This is a genomic window from Streptomyces sp. NBC_01197 (genome assembly GCF_036010505.1).
Taxonomy (GTDB): Bacteria; Actinomycetota; Actinomycetes; order Streptomycetales; family Streptomycetaceae; genus Streptomyces.
The window spans coordinates 4,117,421-4,135,378 of the sequence record NZ_CP108569.1 but is presented as its reverse complement, the minus strand read 5'-3'; the positions used below and the strand labels follow the sequence as shown (position 1 = coordinate 4,135,378).

Below are 17,958 nucleotides of genomic sequence, written 5' to 3'. Positions count from 1 at the left end.
CCCTTCATCTGCAGCGGCTGGAAGAAGATCAGGAACGGCTATTCACTGAATGCGACGGGCCGGTCCTCCCGATGGCCGGCCTTTCCGACACTGCGGTAGACGGCCTCGATGAGTCGTCGGGGACGATCGTCCAGACTTCCCATCACCGGCGAGCCGGCATTTTGCATGTAGCCGAACGCGAGGTCGTACTCGGGGTCGGCGAAGATGTACGAGCCGGTCGCCGCGCTGAGACCGAAAGCGGTGTCGAGGCCGGCCGAGGCTGGGAACACCGCATGATCGGGCACCTGGAATCCGAGGCCCCAGTTGCACTGCGTCAGCGTCACCAGGCAATGGCCTTCGGAATGAGGCCGTGTCATTTCCGCCAGGGTGGCGGGGCCGAGGAGCCGGATGCCGTCGACCTCGCCGATCAGCGCGGCCATGAAGCGGGCGAGCGAAGGCGCACTGGCTTGCCCCCCGTAGGACGGATCCTCCGCCTCCAGTGCGACCGCACGGCCGCCCAGCGCCAGGCTGCCCATCATCGAACGGTAGGTCAGCGAGGTGGAGTCGATGAACGAGGCCAGGTCAAGGTCATCGCCTGCGAACAGGGCCTCGGCCTTGGACTGGAACATGGTGGCGACATGGACGGCGTCCTGGTCGGGCAGGCCGATGTAGCAGTCGAGTCCGAGCGGCCCGGCGATCTCCCGCGCGAAGAACCGGCCGACGGTCAGCCCGGTCCTCCGCCGCACCAGTTCGCTCACCAGGTACCCAAAGGTGATGCCGTGATAGCCGTGTGCGGTGCCGGGCTCCCACTCCGGGCGCGCCGCGGCGAGTGCCTCGGCGATCGGGGTGTGGGCGCGCATGGCCTCATGCGTGATCGGGGCGTGGTCCAGGCACACCACTCCCGAACGGTGGCTGAGCACCATCCGCAGCGTGATGTTCTCCTTGCCGCCCGCGGCGAACTCGGGCCAGTACGCGGCGATCGGCGTGTCCAGCTCCAGGAGCCCCCGCTCCACCAGCAGCAGCGCCGACACCGCGACCAGCGCCTTGGTGGGCGAAGCGAGCAACCCGAGCGTCCCGGGCCGCCACGGGTCGTCGTCGTTCTTGCTCGCGGTGCCGCCCCAGAGGTTCACCACCGGCCGGCCGCGGTGGTAGACGCACACACCGGCCCCCACCTCCGCGCCCGACGCGAAGTTCGCCTCGAACGCCTCCGCCACCTCGGCGAACGCGTCCTCCACCGACCCGCCCCGCGGAATACCACTCACAGCACCCAACCTCCATTTTTATGCGGCTCACCCACGACGATACTTTCGCCACTCGGGCCTCGCTCAAATCCCGGCAATGCGACGCTGGGGCGATACGGGATGCCGCCGAAAAAGGAGAGAAGGTGCGCAATGTCCGCCGGCGCCGGGGCCCTGGGGTTGCGAAGTTTCCGACTCCGTAATTCCGCTCGGTAACGGAGTCTCACTAGGGCCGCACTCGAATGACGATGGTGCATTCCTGTAACTCGAATTGAAGACCGAATTCGCCCGGGCCGGGCTTCCCAATTCATGGTTGCCCTGTGGCAGCATCCACGTCATGAAAATCCTCTTTCCTGCCGCACCCGGCTATGGGCTGCTGCTGCCGGTCGTGCCACTGGTGTGGGCCGCTCGGGCCGCCGGGCACGAGGTCCTGCTCGCCACCACCGCCTATGTGACAGGTGCCGCGGCGGAGTCCGGGCTCCCGACCGTCGACGTCTTCCCGCACCGCGACGTCGGCGCGGATCTGCTGCTCGCACAGAAGAGCGGGGCCCCCGAGCCGGACGGCGGAGAACCAGGGCCTGAACTGCCGCCGGGCTACTGGGAGGCGGCCCGTGAGATGAAGCCCTTCGACCTCTTCACGCTCGCCATGACCGAGGGCACCATCGAGGCCGGCCGCAGCTTCGGGGCGGACCTGGTGGTGTATCCGTCCGACCACGCGGCCGGCCTGCTGGCAGCCGCCGCGCTGGGGGTTCCGTCGCTGGAGGTCGGCAACCGCGTCTCGTGGTCGATGCGCGACGAGGGCATCAAGGAGAGCGGCGCGCGGAACCACCGCACCGGTGTCATCGACGAGGACTCGCCGGTCATCACCGGACTGCGGGAACGGCTGGGCATCGGCGACCGCCGGCCCCGGCTGGTCGCCCGTATCGACCCGCGTCCCCCGAGCCTCGGCGGCCTGGCCGAGGACCAGGCCGACGCCGAGGGCGGAGCCCCCTGGTGGCCGATGCGCTATGTCCCCTACAACGGCGGTTCCGTCGTGCCCGAGTGGGTGCTGAACCGGAGTGAGCGGCCGAGGATCTGCCTGACCCTGGGCACGGTCATCCCGCTGCTGTCCGACGGCAGTGGCCTTCTGCTGCTGATACAGGCGCTGAGTGAACTGGACGCCGAGATCGTCCTCGCCGACCACTCGACGGACTTCGAGGCCCTCGGCGAACTGCCCGACAACGTACGCCTGGCCGGATACCTGCCGCTGTCGGCCTTCCTCGACACCTGCTCACTGATCGTCCACCACGGCGGCTCGGGCACCACCGCCGCCGCGCTGCACAGCGGAATACCGCAGTTGGTACTCCCCGACGGCGCCGACCAGCCCCTGGTGGCACAGCGGGTCGTCGACTGCAAGGCCGGCCTGTCACTGCCGCTCGACGAGGCGGACCCGGCCACCGTACGGGAGCTGGCCGACCGTCTGCTCACCGATCCGGCCTACGCCGAGGCGGCGGCGGCTGTGAGCGAGGAGATGGCGCTCCAGCCCAGCCCCGCAGCCGTGATCGACCGACTCATGCGGGAGCTGCAGTCCCGGTAGCGGGCTGTGGCTCGGCGTCCGAACCGTACTTGGGAGCTCCAATTGTTCTCTGGAATAGCCGACTTCACCAGCTGGTTCACCGACCGGTGCGAGGCGAACGAGTACCGCGTGGCCCAGGTCCCGCTCGACCGGCTCGACGGCTGGCACGTCGAGCCGGGGACCGGGAACCTGGTGCACCGCAGCGGGCGCTTCTTCTCGGTCGAGGGCCTGGACATCAGGAACTCCGGCCGCGAGGTCGACGCCTGGCAGCAACCGATCATCGTGCAGCCCGAGTACGGGATTCTCGGGTGCCTCGTCAAGCAGTTCAACGGCGTACCGCACTTCCTGCTCCAGGCCAAGATGGAGCCGGGCAATATCAACCTCGTCCAGCTCTCGCCCACCGTCCAGGCGACGAAGAGCAACTACACACAGGTGCACGGAGGCAAGGCGGTCCCGTACCTGGAGTGGTTCGTCTCCCCACGCAGGGGCCGGGTACTGCACGACGCGCTCCAGTCCGAGCAGGCGTCGTGGTTCCTGGGCAAGCGCAATCGCAACATGATCGTCGAGGTGGAGGAGGACATCGAACTGCTCGACGACTTCTGCTGGCTCGGCGTCGACCAGCTCAGTGAACTGCTGGCAGTCGACAACCTCGTGAACATGGACACCCGGACCGTCCTCTCCGGCGCGGCCCTGTTCCGGCTGACCGGCTCCGAGCGCCGGGGCGACACGTTCCGCAACGCGCTGGCCCGATCGTGGCAGCCGGGCTCAGGGAGCCACCGCGACACAGCGGAGCTGCTGAGCTGGTTCACCGAGGCCAAGTGCCGGGCCACCCTGACCCGGGAACGCATCCCGTTGTCCAAGGTGCACAGCTGGTCCTTGTCCGACGGCACCATCACCCATGACGAGAACAAGCACTTCAGCGTCGTCGGCGTCGACGTCGACGCCAGCAACCGCGAGGTGGCCAGCTGGTCCCAGGTGATGCTCAAGCCGTCCAGCGAGGGCGTCATCGCCTTCCTGGCCAAGCGCGTGGCGGGTGTGATGCATCTGCTGGTGCAGGCCCGGATCGAGACGGGGGCCGGCGACGTGATCGAAATGGCGCCGACGGTGCACTGCCAGCCGGGCAACTACGGATCCGCCCCCGACGGCGAGCGGCCGCGGTTCCTCGACACGGTGCTCACCGCGCCGCCCGAGAGCGTCCGCTTCGAGGCGATCCACTCCGAGGAGGGCGGCCGTTTCTACCACGCGCAGAACCGCTACCTGCTGGTCGAGGCGGGCGACGACTTCCCGGTGGAGGTCCCGGACAACTACATGTGGATGACGCTGCGCCAGCTCACGGAGTTCGTACGCTACGGCAACCACCTCAACGTGGAGGCCCGGAGCCTGCTGACCTTCCTGGGCTTCGCCGACCTGGACTCACCTGCCCTGCCCAAGGCCGCCTAGCGCTGCCGCGCCGGTTCACGGGGGCCGATCAGGAAAAAGGGCACAGAAAAGCAAAAAGCCCCAGGTCACGGGCTACGCGACCTGGGGCCCACAGCGCCCCCTATCGGATTCGAACCGATGGCCTACGCATGACAAGGGCCTGCGAGATCATGCCGGTACTGCCGTGGTTGCACGCTGGGTCCTGTCCTTCCGGGTCAGGGGCGTGGTGCTGCTCGCGCCCGTGACTCTCGGTCCCACCCGTGTTTCCCCGTCCGCTCACGCATCGCTTGGGCACGGCGAATCTGACTACGTATACGTCCTGTGTCGGGCCGGCAGCGCACACTCCGACGTTCCGCCTGGCATCCGCTGACGATTATTCGCCACGAGCCGGTAAACACCCTGGGCCGCCCATCGCACAGGGGGCAGGGTCAGCAGCGCTCCCAACACCGGCCATCCACTGTGTGCATTCAGGAACAGCTTGGCAACTGCCTGGCATCCGCCGTGCACCGCCCCTGCCGGTGTCACCCACAAGACTTCGTACTCAGCACGCTGCTGCGTGATACCAAGCGCCCCCAGATCTGCACACTGCCACGGTGTGGTCGCGCAACGGGGGCGGAGACGCCGCTCGGCGAACTTCACCGAGCTGGCACAGAAACCGCAGTCCCCGTCATAGACAAGCACAGCTTGCATCTGCATTTTCTCCTCGTCGCGGATTAGCCGATTGCTGCGGCCACGCGGGTAATCAATTCGAACAACAGCGGGATGTCTGGCCCGGCCGGGATGTCACTTACGGCATGGCCTTCAGGGGCGGCCACGTACGAGGGATCCAGGGCCGGCCTGCTTGGGCACCACTCCTTCCCCTGCCTCCGTGCGTGGCGCGGTACGCGGCGCACTCTGCCGCCGCGAGACCCGTCGGTACAGGTTTGGCACCGCGACGTAGAAGCGATCCGGCAGGAACACCGCGTCTGCGATGATCATCGCGCCGGAGAACAGCGGCAGCCCCATGAGTACTGCGATACCGATGTGCATGCAAAGCAGCATGGTCAGCACCGGGTACTTCATCTTGCCGAAGAGGACGAAGGGGAAGGCGATTTGGAGAAGCACGGTCAGATAGCCGGCCACCGCGATGGTGGCCTGCTGACCGTCTACCCAGTGGGAGAGCGCAGGCCATGGCTGGAAGAGCCCGAGGTTCAGCACATAGTGCAACGCGGTTCCGGCACCCCAGGTTCCGCCCTGTGCCTTGTAAAGACCGGCCGCGCCGTAGAGGAAGCAGACCTGAACCGCGATCACGAGGAGCCCACAGTTGTGCGCGGCCGTGACCAAGGTCTCCCGTGCCTCGCGTAGTTGTGGTGCGACGTCGGACCGCCACCGGCCGGGCTCCCCCCTGGCGGGCCTGCGCCTGGCCCGTCTGGCATCCAGGGACCAGCGGCGTCCGCATGCGGTGAAGACGAGGTAGAGCGCCATCAGGAGGACGAGGTTGTCGCCTCCGTCCGTCATGAAGATCGCCCTCGCGTGGAACGATGTGACGACGGCAGCGAAGAGCACGGACACGGCACGGGTCCGCCAGCCCAGCATGAACAAGGCGCAGATGACGAGTGCCGCCGCGTAGCAGATCTCGAAGTAGGCGCGGCTGTCCGACAGGGTGAGCACACTGGCCCAGCCGGTCTGGGCGAAGAGCTGCCGCGCGAGCGTGGGCGTCCACGGTGAATCGGGGCCCCAGATCTCGTCGCGGTGCGGGAACTCGCGCAGCAGGAAGACGAGGTAGAGCAGGCCGTATCCGACTCGAAGCACCGACACCGCGTAGAGCGAGAGAGGGCGTCCGGTCAGGAGCACCCACGCACCGTGTGCGGGATCGGTCAGCCATCCGAGCAGCCGCCGGCCGGTCGCCCCGTCCTGGGCTGCCGAGGGCCTGATCATGTCATTTCCCGTCGGAGACATCGGAGGCCACCTTCCACCAGGGCAGACGCCGTGTTTCGGCATTCGCGGACGTGGCACGGCGGTCACTGCCCGCGGTGCCTGAAGCGGCAATGGGCCGGGTGACCACCCGGAGCTGGATGAACTCGAACGCCTTGCCGTCCCGGTCGGTCATCCGGTCGGCGGCGATGTTGCGCAGGTACTGCCGCATCATCTCGGCCCGGGGCGAGTGCGAGCTGTCGTCTCCACCGTGCAGTTCGACGTAGGACGTCCAGGAACGACGCAGCAGGTTCTGCGAGGTGTGGCTCGGAAAGACGTTGTGCTTGACGGCAGACTCGTCCATGGCGGTCAGATCGACCCAGGGACTGACCTGGACCGACCCGTCCCGGGCCGTGTGTGCGGTCCGTGCGGAGATCGTCCGGTTGACGGAGTCCGGGTCTGGGGCGAACAGCCGCCAGTTCTGTTCGAAGAGGGGATAGATCCAGGCGTTCACCTGTCGGCTGTAGCGCTGTGAGACGACGTTCGAAGGCGCCACGTGCAGAAACACCATGACGACATGCATCAGGGCCGTGACGAGACAGAGGACCACAGCGGTGTTCAACGTTCCCCGCACCACCCGTTGGGCTCTGCGCGGCCTGTGGATTTCGCCTTGCTCTTCCTCTTCTCCGTGCGTGTGGTCTATGACCAGTCCCGGGCCGGTGGTCTGCCCTCGCATCTGCCCTTGCTCTGATTCGATTCCGCCCAGCACTGCTCGCCCTGTTCTTCTTGTCGTGCGTCTCGTGGAAGCGCGTGGCGGGGCCAGGAGGAGATGCCCCACCACGCGCCGTTCAGTTGGCAGCGCGCGAGCCGCCGCTGCCAACTAGCCTTCGTAGCCGCCGTGCTGCTCGGGCTTGTCGCCGTAGCCGCCGTGCTGCTCGGGCTTGTCGCCGTAGCCGCCATGCTGCTCGGGCTTGTCGCCGTAGCCGCCGTTGTCGCCGCCGTAGCCGCCATGGTCGTGGCCAGGCTTGCCGCCATGGTCGTGGCCAGGCTTGCCGCCATGGTCGTGGCCAGGCTTGCCGCCATGGTCGTGGCCAGGCTTGCCGCCGTTTCCGCCACCCGTGGTGTTGCCGGCGTTTCCGCCGCCCGTGGTGTTGCCGGCGACGTTTCCTGAGGTGTTGCCTGCGATGTTCCCGGTGGTGCTCCCGGTGGTGCCCCCGCCTCCCGAGGTTCCGCCGATGGTGCCGCCTGTCAGGGCTCCGCCCAGTACTCCGCCCAGCACTCCACCCGTGGAAGTGCCGCCCGTCGTACCGCCGGTCAGGACTCCGCCCAGCACTCCGCCCAGCACTCCGGCCGTGGTGCCGGTGGTAGTGCCGCCCGTCGTGGTTCCGGCCGTCGTCCCGGTCGTCGTCCCGCCCGTGGGTCCGGTGGAGCAGGTGGGCCGCGTGATGCGGTTGGTGTCCAGGGTGACCGAGCCGTTACGTGCCAGCGCCCGGCCGTCGATGCTGGCGCCGGTGGTGGCGCCGATCGAGGTCAGGGCCAGGATGTTGCCCACGAAGGTCGAGTTGGTGCCGAGCGTGGCCGAACTGCCGATCTCCCAGAACACGTTGCACGGTTGCGCGCCGTTGATGAGTGAGACGCGGCTGGCGGACGCCGTCGTCAGCCCCGAACCGACCTGGAAGACCCAGACCGCGTTGGGGTCACCGTGGGCGTCGAGGGTAAGGGTGCCGGTGAGCCCCAGGGTCGAGGAGGCGGTGTAGACGCCGGGTACCAGCGTCAGCCCTCCGGCGTCCGGCGGAAGCGCGGCGTCCGTTGCCTGGCCCGCTGCGTTGTTGAACGCCGCGACCAGGTCGGACTTGGCCTGGAGCGCGACGGCGTCCGCCGAGTGCTGGGCCCCGTTCACGATTCCCGGCGGGAATCCACTGATGGCCGTTCCAGGGCTGACCCCGATATCCCCAGTGATCACGGAAGGGCCGGTGTTGGTGATCGATTGACCTGCCAGCACGGCGAAGCTGTCCGCCGTACCCAGCGGCACGGGAGTGGCGGTGGCGAACGCCTGGGCCGGCGCCACAGCCACCATTCCGGCGGCAACAACCGCCGTGAATGTTCCCGTGAGCCAGGCCGAAACAGTGCGCCGTCGTGCAGCCTCAGTAGATCTGAGCTTCATCAGAAACCGATTTCTCTTTGAGAGGCGGCGACTTCCGAGCCTTTCCGGGCTCCCCGGAAGCCGTCGTATGTCGCCCGCATATTACACATTGAAGGGGTCGCGGAATTCCAAAGATTGGGGCGAGTCGATACCTCTTCAGGCATCGCGAGGAGTTACAGGAATCAGATAACACCAAGCTTCAGGCCTTCACGGCGATCCCAGACGATGCAGAATCGTCCCTTCTTGATGCAGAATTGTTTCTTCGAAAGTGAGTGCCCCGACAACGGAAATCGAATATGGAAATAATGCGTCACGCGTTCCCCTGTGAGAAATCAGCCGCAAGACTGCGCGGCGACTGACCGGCGCGCCGACGATGCCCGGGGGTGCCGGCCGGGCCTGCGAGGGCGAGACCGATCGCGACCAGGGGGGCGCAGTCGCTCGGTCCGCTGGTCGTGAATTCGGTCAGGCCGGGTCTCTGCCCGGCGAACGTGCGGTGTCCCCACTCGGCGTTCCGGCAAGCAACTCGACTACGTCGGATTGTCCCGCGCTCGGCCCGTCAGCGGGAAACGCAGGTGGGAGCCGTGACCGATCGGACCACGCCCTGCAACCCGGACACCAGGTACCTGCGGCAATGCACCACACTCACGCAATCGCGATGTTCGCGATCGACGGGAACAGCAACTCCTCCACCCGAAGCGTGCTCTCCTTCACAGCCCGAGCTGGACGTCAAAGTCGCTGTTTGGTTCATCGAGGTGGCCCGAACCGCGGTAGCGGAGGTTGATGGGCTCCACTGAGGCTATGGCCGAGGCAAGAGAGGAATCCCCCCACGCGGTCGACAGGTTGCGGAGCTCGTAACTGGTTATCGAAGTCAGAGGCGTGACCTGCGCGAGCTTGATGGCCCCCCTGTCGCGGGCGGTAATGGAGAGCATCGAGCGATCTTGCCAGGCCTCTGGAAAGGAGCGGGAAGCACTGACCGTGAATATGTAGCGCATCTCCACGGCTGCGAGCTGGGCGTTCTCAATGGGGGATTTACTCATGCGCAACAAGGAAGCCCGGGAACTCAGCGGGGAACGGTTCTTGGGCGCGGCAAGGGAGGCTACCAGCAAGGAGCCCACGCCAGACATGCACTCCGATCGAGGCCAAAAGCAATCCACGCCCTTCTAGCTCTCAAGTAGCCCCAAGGATCGCGGCACGCTCGATCAGCGTTTGTGCCCACCGATACCGCATCCAATTTGTATGGCCATCGGACTCCTCCAGGGCGGCCAGACTCACGGACAGGAAATCGTCAATACCCGGTGACGGGCTGCCCGGTGAGGGCTTCGCGTGCTGCGCTGACCTGTTGGCCGTGTCGGTGCAGGTCGTGTCATCGGGCGGTGGACGACGGCGAGGACGATCGTGTCGAGGAACAGGGCCAGGAGCGTGCCATCCGGGCTGTGGGCGGGGTCGTGCGGAGCATGTCCTTGACCGCTCCGCGCAGCCGGGCGGCGTGCTGGTTTTCGGCGTGGACACGGGAGCGGGAGGCGCGTTCGAAGGCAGCTGCTGCCCGGCAGAGTTCCTCCCTGCAGGGCGTGGGCGAGCAGGGGCAGGGCGTCGATGGTTTCGGCGGGTGCGGTGATGTGGGCCTGTGCGGCAGGCGAGTCGCCGTGGTGGAGGGTGTGCGGATGTGCTCGACGGTGGTGAGGGCGGCCTGCCACGGGCGGCTCGTACTGTCCGTGGCGGCCAGACGCTCTCGGACCCTGGGCCACGACAGGGCGGCAGCCTGACCGTCGCCGAGTGGCTCGACCGGTGGCTGGCGGGCAAACGGATCCGCAAGTCCGGGCTGAACCGCTACGAAACCGACATCCGCGTCCACCTCAAGCCCCACATCGGCTCTCGTCGGCTCGGCCCAAGGCTCCCGTCTGGACGGAACCGAAGACCGACAAGGGCACGGGCAAGCGGCCCGACAAGTAGGTCGCAGAGCCGCTCCGCTCACGCATCGCTCACGCAAGCACTTCCACGGCATCCCTGTCGTGCGGATCGTCGCGCCCCGGCCATGAAAAACCCCAGGTCACGAGCGCTGCGACCTGGGGTTTCTTCGAGCCCCCTATCGGATTCGAACCGATGACCTACGCATTACAAGTGCGTTGCTCTGGCCAGCTGAGCTAAGGAGGCGTGTCGGAGCATTCTAACCGCAGTGCGGGCGTGACTCTGTCGGAAATTTGCCCGGCCCCGAACTACTGACAGACCGCAAACCGCCAGGTAGCGTCTCGTTGCAGTTCACCCGTGTGGACTACACCACTCACCTTTACTCGGATCGTCCGGCACGTTCCTGCCGGTGAAGGAGCGCACACCCATGGCAACAGTCACGTTCGACAAGGCCACCCGGATATACCCCGGATCCACCAAGCCCGCCGTGGACGCGCTGGAGATCGATGTCGAGGACGGCGAGTTCCTCGTCCTCGTCGGTCCTTCCGGCTGCGGCAAGTCGACCTCCCTGCGCATGCTCGCGGGTCTTGAGGACGTCAACGGCGGCGCGATCCGCATCGGTGAGCGTGATGTCACGCACCTTCCGCCGAAGGACCGCGACATCGCGATGGTGTTCCAGAACTACGCGCTGTACCCGCACATGACCGTCGCGGACAACATGGGCTTCGCGCTCAAGATCGCCGGCATCAACAAGACGGAGATCCGCGCCAAGGTCGAAGAGGCCGCGAAGATCCTCGACCTCACGGACTACCTCGATCGCAAGCCGAAGGCCCTCTCCGGTGGTCAGCGCCAGCGTGTCGCGATGGGCCGCGCCATCGTCCGTGAGCCGCAGGTCTTCCTCATGGACGAGCCGCTGTCGAACCTCGACGCCAAGCTCCGTGTCTCGACCCGTACGCAGATCGCGTCGCTCCAGCGCCGCCTCGGCATCACCACCGTCTACGTCACCCACGACCAGGTCGAGGCCATGACCATGGGCGACCGCGTCGTGGTGCTCAAGGACGGTCTGCTCCAGCAGATCGACTCGCCGCGCAACATGTACGACCGCCCGAACAACCTCTTCGTCGCCGGCTTCATCGGCTCCCCGGCCATGAACCTGGTCGAGGTCCCGATCACCGACGGCGGCGTGAAGTTCGGCAACAGCGTCGTCCCGGTCTCCCGTGAGGCGCTCGCCGCCGCGGCCGAGAAGGGCGACACCACGGTCACGGTCGGCGTCCGTCCCGAGCACTTCGAGGTCGTCGAGCACGACGAGGTCCCGAAGTCGCTCGCCAAGGACAGCGCCGACGCCCCGGCCGGTCTGGCCGTCGCCGTCAACGTCGTCGAGGAACTCGGCGCCGACGGTTACGTCTACGGCTCCGCCGAGGTCAACGGCGTGGACAAGGAGCTCGTGGTCCGTGTCAACGGCCGCAAGGTCCCGGACAAGGGCACCAAGCTCCACGTCGTCCCGCGCACCGGCGAGATCCACGTCTTCTCGACCTCGACCGGCGAGCGCCTCAGCGACTGAGTCCGGCTCTGAGGACTCTGAGGTCTCTGAGGACTCTGAATGTTCTCCTCCGGGGTTCTCCTCCGGGTTCTCCTCAACGACTGACGGATCAACGACGCGTTGCGGCCCCGCCCTCCCTCACCCGGAGGTGCGGGGCCGCGGCGCGTTCCCGGTAAACACCCCGGCAGAGCGGGCATTTCGCAGTGGGCCGTCAACACGTGATTCGAAAAGCAAACTCGAACCATCCCCCGCACGAGTGACTAAATGTCGCCAAATCATCACCGCCCGCTACGCTCCACAGCGTGACCCACACAGCCCGCCGAATCGGCCGAACTCTCGCACTCGTCCTGCCCGTCGTCCTGGTTCTCTCCGGGACGCTCGCGGTCACCCGCGTCCCGTGGGCAGGCACCTCCAACGGCACGCAGATGCTGACCGCCGCCACCAAGGAGGTGTCGGTACGCGCCAAGACCCGTACCCCGCAGGACATTCTGCGCGACAAGCTCCTCACCGAGCTCCAGGAGAAGGATCCGGGTACGGCGCTCACGCACCTCCAGCGTGAGGTCGAGAGCCGACCCTCCCTGGCGAGCCACTGCATGTCGATCGCCCGCTCGCTGGGCCGTGCCGCCGTCGAGCGGTACGGGCCGACGCGCGCCCAGTCGTTCTCCCGCCCGGTCTGCGACACCTCCTTCGCGTACGGGGTCGCGCACCAGCACTGACGTCATGCCGGGACTGACTCCATGCCGGGTACGGGTACGACGCCGGCCACGTACGGGCGTCAGCCCGGCAGCGACGTCGGCCGAGCACCGAGGTCGGCCGAGCACCGACGTCATGAGGCGCACCAGGTCGTAGGGTGCGCCTCATGATGACGACCGCTGATCCTCACGCTCACGCGCTGCCCACGCAGGCCGTGGTTCTGGCGGGCGGCCAGGGCTCCCGGCTGCGCCCGTACACCGACGACCGGCCCAAGCCGATGGTCGAGATCCCGGGCACCGGCACGCCGATCATCGGCCATCAGCTGGCCTGGCTGGCATCCGAGGGTGTCACCGACGCCGTCATCTCCTGCGGCCATCTCGCCGAAGTGCTCCAGGAGTGGCTGGACTCCGCCGAGTTGCCCCTGCGGGTCACGACCGTCGTCGAGTCCGAACCGCTCGGGCGCGGCGGCGGTCTCAAATACGCCGCCGCACATCTGCCCCACCCAGACCGGCCCTGGTACGCGACGAACGGCGACATCTGGACGCGCTTCTCACTGCGCGAGATGGCCGCCTTCCACGCCGAGCGCGATGCCGTCGCCACGCTCGCTCTCGCCCGGCCCCGGATCCCGTGGGGCGCGGTCGAGACGGACCAGTTCGGGCATGTGCTGGACTTCATCGAGTCGCCCCCGTCGCCCTACCTCATCAACGCGGGCATCTACGTCTTCTCCGCGGGCTTCACGCCCCTTCTCCCGGACCGCGGCGACCACGAGCGGTCCACGTTCCCCCGGCTCGCCCGCGAGCGCAGGCTGGCCGGCTACCCGCTGCCGCACGGCGCGTACTGGCGGGCCATCGACACCGCCAAGGACCTCACCGAGGCGGCGAAAGAACTCGGCGGCCCCACCTGAGCCACCACGCGGCCCTGTGACGCTCCCTGCTGGGCGGGGCCACACCTCAACTCCCCGCACAGCCGCGGGAAAGTCACGAGTAAGGGGCGACCGCCCACGCGATCGCCCCTACCTACGCACCTACGGGGCCCCCGGCACCCCGACGCCCCTGCGCCTCCGTCAGCCGAGAAGGCCACCGATCGGGTTCTTGTTGCTTCCTCCCCCGCTGGACGAACTGCCGCCCGCGCCACCACCCGACGTACCGGAGCCGCCGTTGGCGCCGCCGCCGGTGCTGGTCCCGCCGGACGCCGAGGGACCCGCGCTGGTCGCTGCCGGGGGCGGCGGAGCCTGTTGCTGCTGTTGCTGCGATGGCTGCCGGCCGGTGCCCTGGGTCTCGCTGGGCTGCTGGCGGCCCGTGGTGCCGGCGGTCGCGCTCTCCCGGACCGTGGCGGGCGTCGACGACTTCGCCGAGGGATGAGCGGCGCCGCTCGCGGACGGTGCGGGCGCCCTGGACGTGCGCTGCTGCGACGGGCTGCCCGATGCGCCGGGCTCCTGCGGCAGCGGCTGTCCCGGCAGCCGGTTGGTGGGATCGGTGTTCGGACCCGGTACGGTCACGACCTCGGCGGAGCGCACGGCGCCGCCCAGCACCGCGCCGATGATCAGCGTCAGTCCTACGACCACCGATGCGACAACGGCGCCGCGCCGCAGCACCCGCCGCCGCAGCTCGGCGAGTTCGGAGCGCGGACCGAGGGTGCGCCAGGCCTCGCCCGCAAGGCGGCTGTCGATCGAGTAGACCGGCGCACCCGCGATGATCAGCGGCGACCAGGCGGCGAGGTAGATGATGTCCGGCGCGTCGTACACCGGGACGGTCCGCCAGCTGACCGTGACGACGAGCGCAGCGGAGAGCAGCGCGCCGAAGACCCCCGCGACCCGCTGCCAGAGCCCGAGTACGGTCAGTACCCCGACCACGACCTGCAGGAACGCGATGGTCAGCCCGGCGCCCACCGGATGCGACAGCGCGAAGTCACGGAGCGGGCTCGCCAGGGCCCAAGGGTGCAGCGAGTGCAGCCACTTGACCATGGAGCCGCGTTCGCCGCCGTCGAAGTAGACGGGGTCGCAGAGCTTGCCCATGCCCGCGTACATCGAGATGAACCCGAGGAACACGCGGAGCGGGAGCAGCACCACGCCGAGGTTCATCCGGCGGTCGGGGTAGTAGGCGTGGCGGACGCCGTCCGAGCCGCGCCCGGCCTCCGTACCGCTCCCGTTGCCGTCGGGGCCGTAGCCGAGGCCGTCGTCGAACGCGTCGTCGGCATCGTCGGCGCCATCCGCGTACGGGCCGCCGGAGTAGCGCTCCTGCTCGTCGTACGCGCCGACCGCCTCGCGCATCCTGGGCAGCAACTGCGTGCCGGGGCCCTCTCCCCCGGGGCCGCCGAGCCGGGAGCCGTCCGCTTGGTCGACGCCGACACGGGGGATGACCTGGGTGGCTCCCGCCTCGTGGCCGGACGCGTAACCGACCTCCTGGACGCCGGAGTTCCGCACGGCCTGGAGAAGTCTGATGGCCCCGGTGTCGTCGGGGGCGGACTTCCCACTCCACACGACAGGGGCCCGCCGCCGCCCGCCCGCGCCGGAGACCGCGGGGATTCTTGCCGTGTCCTTCAGGCCCGAACCGGCGGGCCGCAGAATCGAGTTCGGTGCGAGCTGCACCCGGAAGCTGGCGTGGTTGACGACGACCTGTGCGGGATCGCACGGCACCTTGACCATGCTCAGCGCGGGCAGGTCGTCGAACCCGGGTGTTCTGGTGTCCACGCTCATCTAACCGAGTGACACAGGTTTAGGACACTGCCTTGACACTCCGGATCTGTCCGCGACCCGTCAACAGGCGTTCCCCGTAAGGCGAAGCGCCTCCCCGCGGAGCATCCGGCCTGCCGCCCCCGGCTTCAGGCACGCAGCCCCCACCAGCCACAACAGCGGCCACCCGCAACAGGGGCCACGAGAGCCCCAGGAGCGGCAACAGCCACAACAGCCCGGTGCGCACCGTCCGTAATGACGAACGGTGCGCACCGGGCCGCGTTCTGGCTCCCGCCCCCGCTTCCGGTTTCCCGGTCAGGCGCGGCGGCGCGCCGCCTCGTACAGGACGATGCCCGCCGCCACACCCGCGTTCAGCGACTCCGCGCCGCCCGGCATCGGGATCCGCACCCGGTAGTCGCAGGTCTCGCCGACGAGTCGGCCGAGGCCCTTGCCCTCACTGCCGATGACGATGACGACCGGGCCGCCCAGCGCCTCCAGGTCCTGCACCTCGTGTTCGCCGTCCGCAGCCAGGCCGACGACCGTGATGCCGGCCTTCTGGTAGCCCTCCAGCGCCCGCGTCAGGTTGGTGACCCGGGAGACCGGCGTACGCGCGGCCGTGCCGGCGGACGACTTCCAGGCGCCCGCAGTCATCCCGGCCGCCCGGCGCTCCGGGACGACCACGCCGTGGCCGCCGAACGCGGAGACGGAGCGGACGATCGCACCCAGGTTCCGCGGGTCGGTCACCCCGTCGAGGGCGACGATCAGCGGGTCCTCGTTGGCGTCGTACGCGGCGGAGGTGAGGTCCTCGGGGTGCGCGTACTCGTACGGCGGGACCTGGAGGACGAGGCCCTGGTGGTTCAGGCCGTTCGTCATCCGGTCCAGCTCGGGGCGCGGGGCCTCCATCAGGTTGATGTTGCCGCGCTGCCCGGCGAGCTGGAGCGCCTCGCGCACCCGCTCGTCGTTGTCGATGTACTGCTGGACGTACAGGGTCACCGCCGGGACGCCGTCGCGCAGCGCCTCGAAGACCGGGTTGCGGCCGACGACCATCTCGGACGTGCCCTTGGCCCCGCCACGGCGCGGCGCCGGGCGGCGGGCCGCGGCCTGCCGGGCCTGGGCGCCGGCGATGCGGTTCTTCTTGTGCCCCTTGCGTTCGGACGCGGGCGGCGTCGGACCCTTCCCCTCCAGGCCGCGGCGTCGCTGGCCCCCGCTGCCGACCTGCGCGCCCTTCTTGTTGGACGTGCGGCGGTTCCTGCGCTGGCTGTTCCCGGCCATGACCTACCTGTTTCTCTGCTGCTCAGTACGTACTACGTATAGGAAAGTGTGCCGCGATCGGCGGCGCGGCGCTCACCGCGGGCATCACCGCGGGCCGAGAGTCCAGCGGGGACCGTTCGGCCCGTCCTCGATGACCAGACCGGACTGCTGGAGCTGGTCGCGGATCGAGTCCGCGGTGGCCCAGTCCTTGCGGGACCTGGCGGCCTCCCGCTGTTCGAGTACGAGCCGGACGAGGGTGTCCACCGCGCCGTGCAGGTCCTCGCCGCGGTCCCCCTCGCCCGCCCACTGCTCGTCGAGCGGGTCGAGACCGAGGGCCCCGAGCATGGCCCGTACCTCGGCCAGTCTGGCGACGGCGGCTTCCTTGTCGTCGGCGGCCAGTGCGGAGTTCCCCTGGCGGACCGTGGTGTGCACGATCGCGAGCGCCTGCGGCACACCCATGTCGTCGTCCATCGCCTCGGCGAACGCGAGCGGCACCTCGGCTGCCGGGGCGACCGGGCCGCCGGCCTTCTCGATGACCCGCTGGATGAATCCCTCGATACGGGCGAAGGCCGACTCGGCCTCCCGCAGGGCCTCCTCGCTGTACTCGATCATCGACCGGTAGTGCGGGGTTCCCAGGTAGTAGCGCAGGACGATGGGGCGCCACTGCTTGACCATCTCGCTGACCAGCACGGAGTTGCCCAGCGACTTGGACATCTTCTCGCCGCTCATGGTGACCCAGGCGTTGTGCAGCCAGTACGTCGCGAAGTCGTCGCCGTACGCCTTGGACTGCGCGATCTCGTTCTCGTGGTGCGGGAAGATCAGATCGATCCCGCCCCCGTGGATGTCGAAGGCGCGGCCGAGGTACTTGTGGGCCATCGCGGAGCACTCCAGGTGCCAGCCGGGCCTGCCGGGACCCCACGGGGTCTCCCAGGAGGGCTCGCCGGGCTTGGCGGACTTCCACATGGCGAAGTCACGCGGGTCGCGCTTTCCGGTCACGCCGTCCTCGGCGGGCTGGCGCAGCCCGTCCAAATCCTGGTTGGAGAGCTGGAGATAGCCGTCGTACGAGCGCACGTCGAAGTAGACGTTGCCGTCGGCCTCGTAGGCGTGGCCGCGCTCGATGAGGACGCGCATCATCTCGATCATCTCGGTCATGTGACCGGTGGCACGCGGCTCGTAGGTGACCGGCAGGCAGCCGAGCACGTCGTATCCGGTGTTGAACGCGCGCTCGTTCTCGTAGCCGATCGACCACCAGGGGCGGTTCTGCTCCGCCGCCTTCTTGATGATCTTGTCGTCGATGTCCGTGACGTTCCGGATGAACGTGACCTCGTAGCCGCGGTACGCGAACCAGCGGCGCATGATGTCGAAATTCAGCCCGGACCTGATGTGCCCGATGTGCGGGGCCGCCTGCACCGTGGCGCCGCAGAGGTAGATCGAGACACAGCCCGCGGTGAGCGGGACGAAGTCGCGGATCTGCCGGGCGCTGGTGTCGTACAGACGAATAGTCACTGCACCAGGGTAGTGGGCCCATACCAGTGCCCCGCGACCCTTTGGGCAACGGGGCAGGGAAGTGTGACGCAACAGTGCCCCGGAGCTCCCGTCCGGCAGCCGGTGAACAGCCGCTGAACGGGAGCTCGGGCGGGCACTCCCCCCGGGGGCCCGGCCCCGCTTTCC

Annotated in this window: 14 protein-coding genes and 1 tRNA gene; 5 read left to right on the top strand and 10 right to left on the bottom strand. The window is 68.4% G+C overall.

Translation table 11 applies throughout. The features are described 5' to 3' along the window. Positions 1–38 precede the first annotated feature (38 nt). Positions 39–1,241: a serine hydrolase domain-containing protein gene (locus tag OG452_RS18920; protein WP_327296748.1), complete on the bottom strand. Its 1,203-nt coding sequence runs from the start codon at positions 1,239–1,241 to the stop codon at positions 39–41. A gap of 313 nt (positions 1,242–1,554) precedes the next feature. On the opposite strand from OG452_RS18920, the gene OG452_RS18915 reads away from it, so the two are divergent. Next, the gene (locus tag OG452_RS18915) at positions 1,555–2,793 is read left to right on the top strand and encodes a nucleotide disphospho-sugar-binding domain-containing protein (RefSeq protein ID WP_327296747.1); all 1,239 of its coding nucleotides are present in this window, start codon (positions 1,555–1,557) and stop codon (positions 2,791–2,793) included. Between the two features lie 42 nt (positions 2,794–2,835). Beyond that, positions 2,836–4,212 (top strand): NDP-hexose 2,3-dehydratase family protein, encoded by a 1,377-nt coding sequence (locus OG452_RS18910; protein ID WP_327296746.1) that lies wholly within the window; start codon positions 2,836–2,838, stop codon positions 4,210–4,212. 285 nt (positions 4,213–4,497) lie between these two features. Here OG452_RS18910 and OG452_RS18905 read toward each other — a convergent pair whose 3' ends face one another. The 6 genes from OG452_RS18905 to OG452_RS18880 form a co-directional block, all read right to left on the bottom strand. Next, positions 4,498–4,887, bottom strand: a complete 390-nt coding sequence (locus tag OG452_RS18905) for a thiol-disulfide oxidoreductase DCC family protein (RefSeq protein ID WP_327296745.1) — start codon at positions 4,885–4,887, stop codon at positions 4,498–4,500. A 105-nt stretch (positions 4,888–4,992) separates the two neighbouring features. Continuing rightward, on the bottom strand, positions 4,993–6,129 hold the full coding sequence (locus OG452_RS18900; protein ID WP_327296744.1) for an HTTM domain-containing protein: 1,137 nt from the start codon (positions 6,127–6,129) through the stop codon (positions 4,993–4,995). Further along, positions 6,110–6,706, bottom strand: coding sequence for a DUF5819 family protein (locus OG452_RS18895; protein WP_405561805.1), 597 nt, complete (start codon positions 6,704–6,706; stop codon positions 6,110–6,112). Before OG452_RS18895 ends, OG452_RS18900 begins: the two co-directional genes overlap by 20 nt. Positions 6,707–6,964: 258 nt before the next feature. Further along, complete coding sequence (locus OG452_RS18890) at positions 6,965–8,248, bottom strand: ice-binding family protein (RefSeq protein ID WP_327296743.1); 1,284 nt, start codon at positions 8,246–8,248, stop codon at positions 6,965–6,967. A 686-nt stretch (positions 8,249–8,934) separates the two neighbouring features. Then, positions 8,935–9,264: a hypothetical protein gene (locus OG452_RS18885; protein ID WP_327296742.1), complete on the bottom strand. Its 330-nt coding sequence runs from the start codon at positions 9,262–9,264 to the stop codon at positions 8,935–8,937. A 1,040-nt stretch (positions 9,265–10,304) separates the two neighbouring features. Beyond that, a tRNA-Thr gene (locus tag OG452_RS18880) sits at positions 10,305–10,378 on the bottom strand. Positions 10,379–10,559: 181 nt separating this feature from the next. Here OG452_RS18880 and OG452_RS18875 point away from each other — a divergent pair. The 3 genes from OG452_RS18875 (at position 10,560) to OG452_RS18865 (ending at position 13,269) form a co-directional block, all read left to right on the top strand. Beyond that, entirely contained in the window at positions 10,560–11,693 is a 1,134-nt protein-coding gene (locus OG452_RS18875; protein ID WP_327296741.1) for an ABC transporter ATP-binding protein, read from the top strand. A 281-nt stretch (positions 11,694–11,974) separates the two neighbouring features. Then, complete coding sequence (locus OG452_RS18870) at positions 11,975–12,388, top strand: hypothetical protein (protein WP_327296740.1); 414 nt, start codon at positions 11,975–11,977, stop codon at positions 12,386–12,388. A 143-nt stretch (positions 12,389–12,531) separates the two neighbouring features. After that, the gene (locus OG452_RS18865) at positions 12,532–13,269 is read left to right on the top strand and encodes a nucleotidyltransferase family protein (RefSeq protein WP_327296739.1); all 738 of its coding nucleotides are present in this window, start codon (positions 12,532–12,534) and stop codon (positions 13,267–13,269) included. A gap of 159 nt (positions 13,270–13,428) precedes the next feature. On the opposite strand, the gene OG452_RS18860 is transcribed toward OG452_RS18865, so the two are convergent. The 3 genes from OG452_RS18860 to cysS form a co-directional block, all read right to left on the bottom strand. Then, positions 13,429–15,060, bottom strand: coding sequence for a DoxX family membrane protein (locus tag OG452_RS18860; protein WP_327296738.1), 1,632 nt, complete (start codon positions 15,058–15,060; stop codon positions 13,429–13,431). 291 nt (positions 15,061–15,351) lie between these two features. Beyond that, positions 15,352–16,308 (bottom strand): 23S rRNA (guanosine(2251)-2'-O)-methyltransferase RlmB, encoded by a 957-nt coding sequence (gene rlmB, locus OG452_RS18855; RefSeq protein WP_327296737.1) that lies wholly within the window; start codon positions 16,306–16,308, stop codon positions 15,352–15,354. Positions 16,309–16,392: 84 nt separating this feature from the next. Next, entirely contained in the window at positions 16,393–17,793 is a 1,401-nt protein-coding gene (cysS, locus tag OG452_RS18850) for a cysteine--tRNA ligase (RefSeq protein ID WP_327296736.1), read from the bottom strand. Positions 17,794–17,958 lie beyond the last annotated feature (165 nt).

Coding starts and splice junctions, on each gene's coding strand:
- rlmB (WP_327296737.1), bottom strand. CDS start 16,308: ATGGCCGGGAACAGCCAGCGCAGGAACCGCCGCACGTCCAACAAGAAG.
- OG452_RS18890 (WP_327296743.1), bottom strand. CDS start 8,248: ATGAAGCTCAGATCTACTGAGGCTGCACGACGGCGCACTGTTTCGGCC.
- OG452_RS18905 (WP_327296745.1), bottom strand. CDS start 4,887: ATGCAGATGCAAGCTGTGCTTGTCTATGACGGGGACTGCGGTTTCTGT.
- OG452_RS18865 (WP_327296739.1), top strand. CDS start 12,532: ATGATGACGACCGCTGATCCTCACGCTCACGCGCTGCCCACGCAGGCC.
- OG452_RS18860 (WP_327296738.1), bottom strand. CDS start 15,060: ATGAGCGTGGACACCAGAACACCCGGGTTCGACGACCTGCCCGCGCTG.
- OG452_RS18885 (WP_327296742.1), bottom strand. CDS start 9,264: ATGAGTAAATCCCCCATTGAGAACGCCCAGCTCGCAGCCGTGGAGATG.
- OG452_RS18875 (WP_327296741.1), top strand. CDS start 10,560: ATGGCAACAGTCACGTTCGACAAGGCCACCCGGATATACCCCGGATCC.
- OG452_RS18900 (WP_327296744.1), bottom strand. CDS start 6,129: ATGTCTCCGACGGGAAATGACATGATCAGGCCCTCGGCAGCCCAGGAC.
- OG452_RS18915 (WP_327296747.1), top strand. CDS start 1,555: ATGAAAATCCTCTTTCCTGCCGCACCCGGCTATGGGCTGCTGCTGCCG.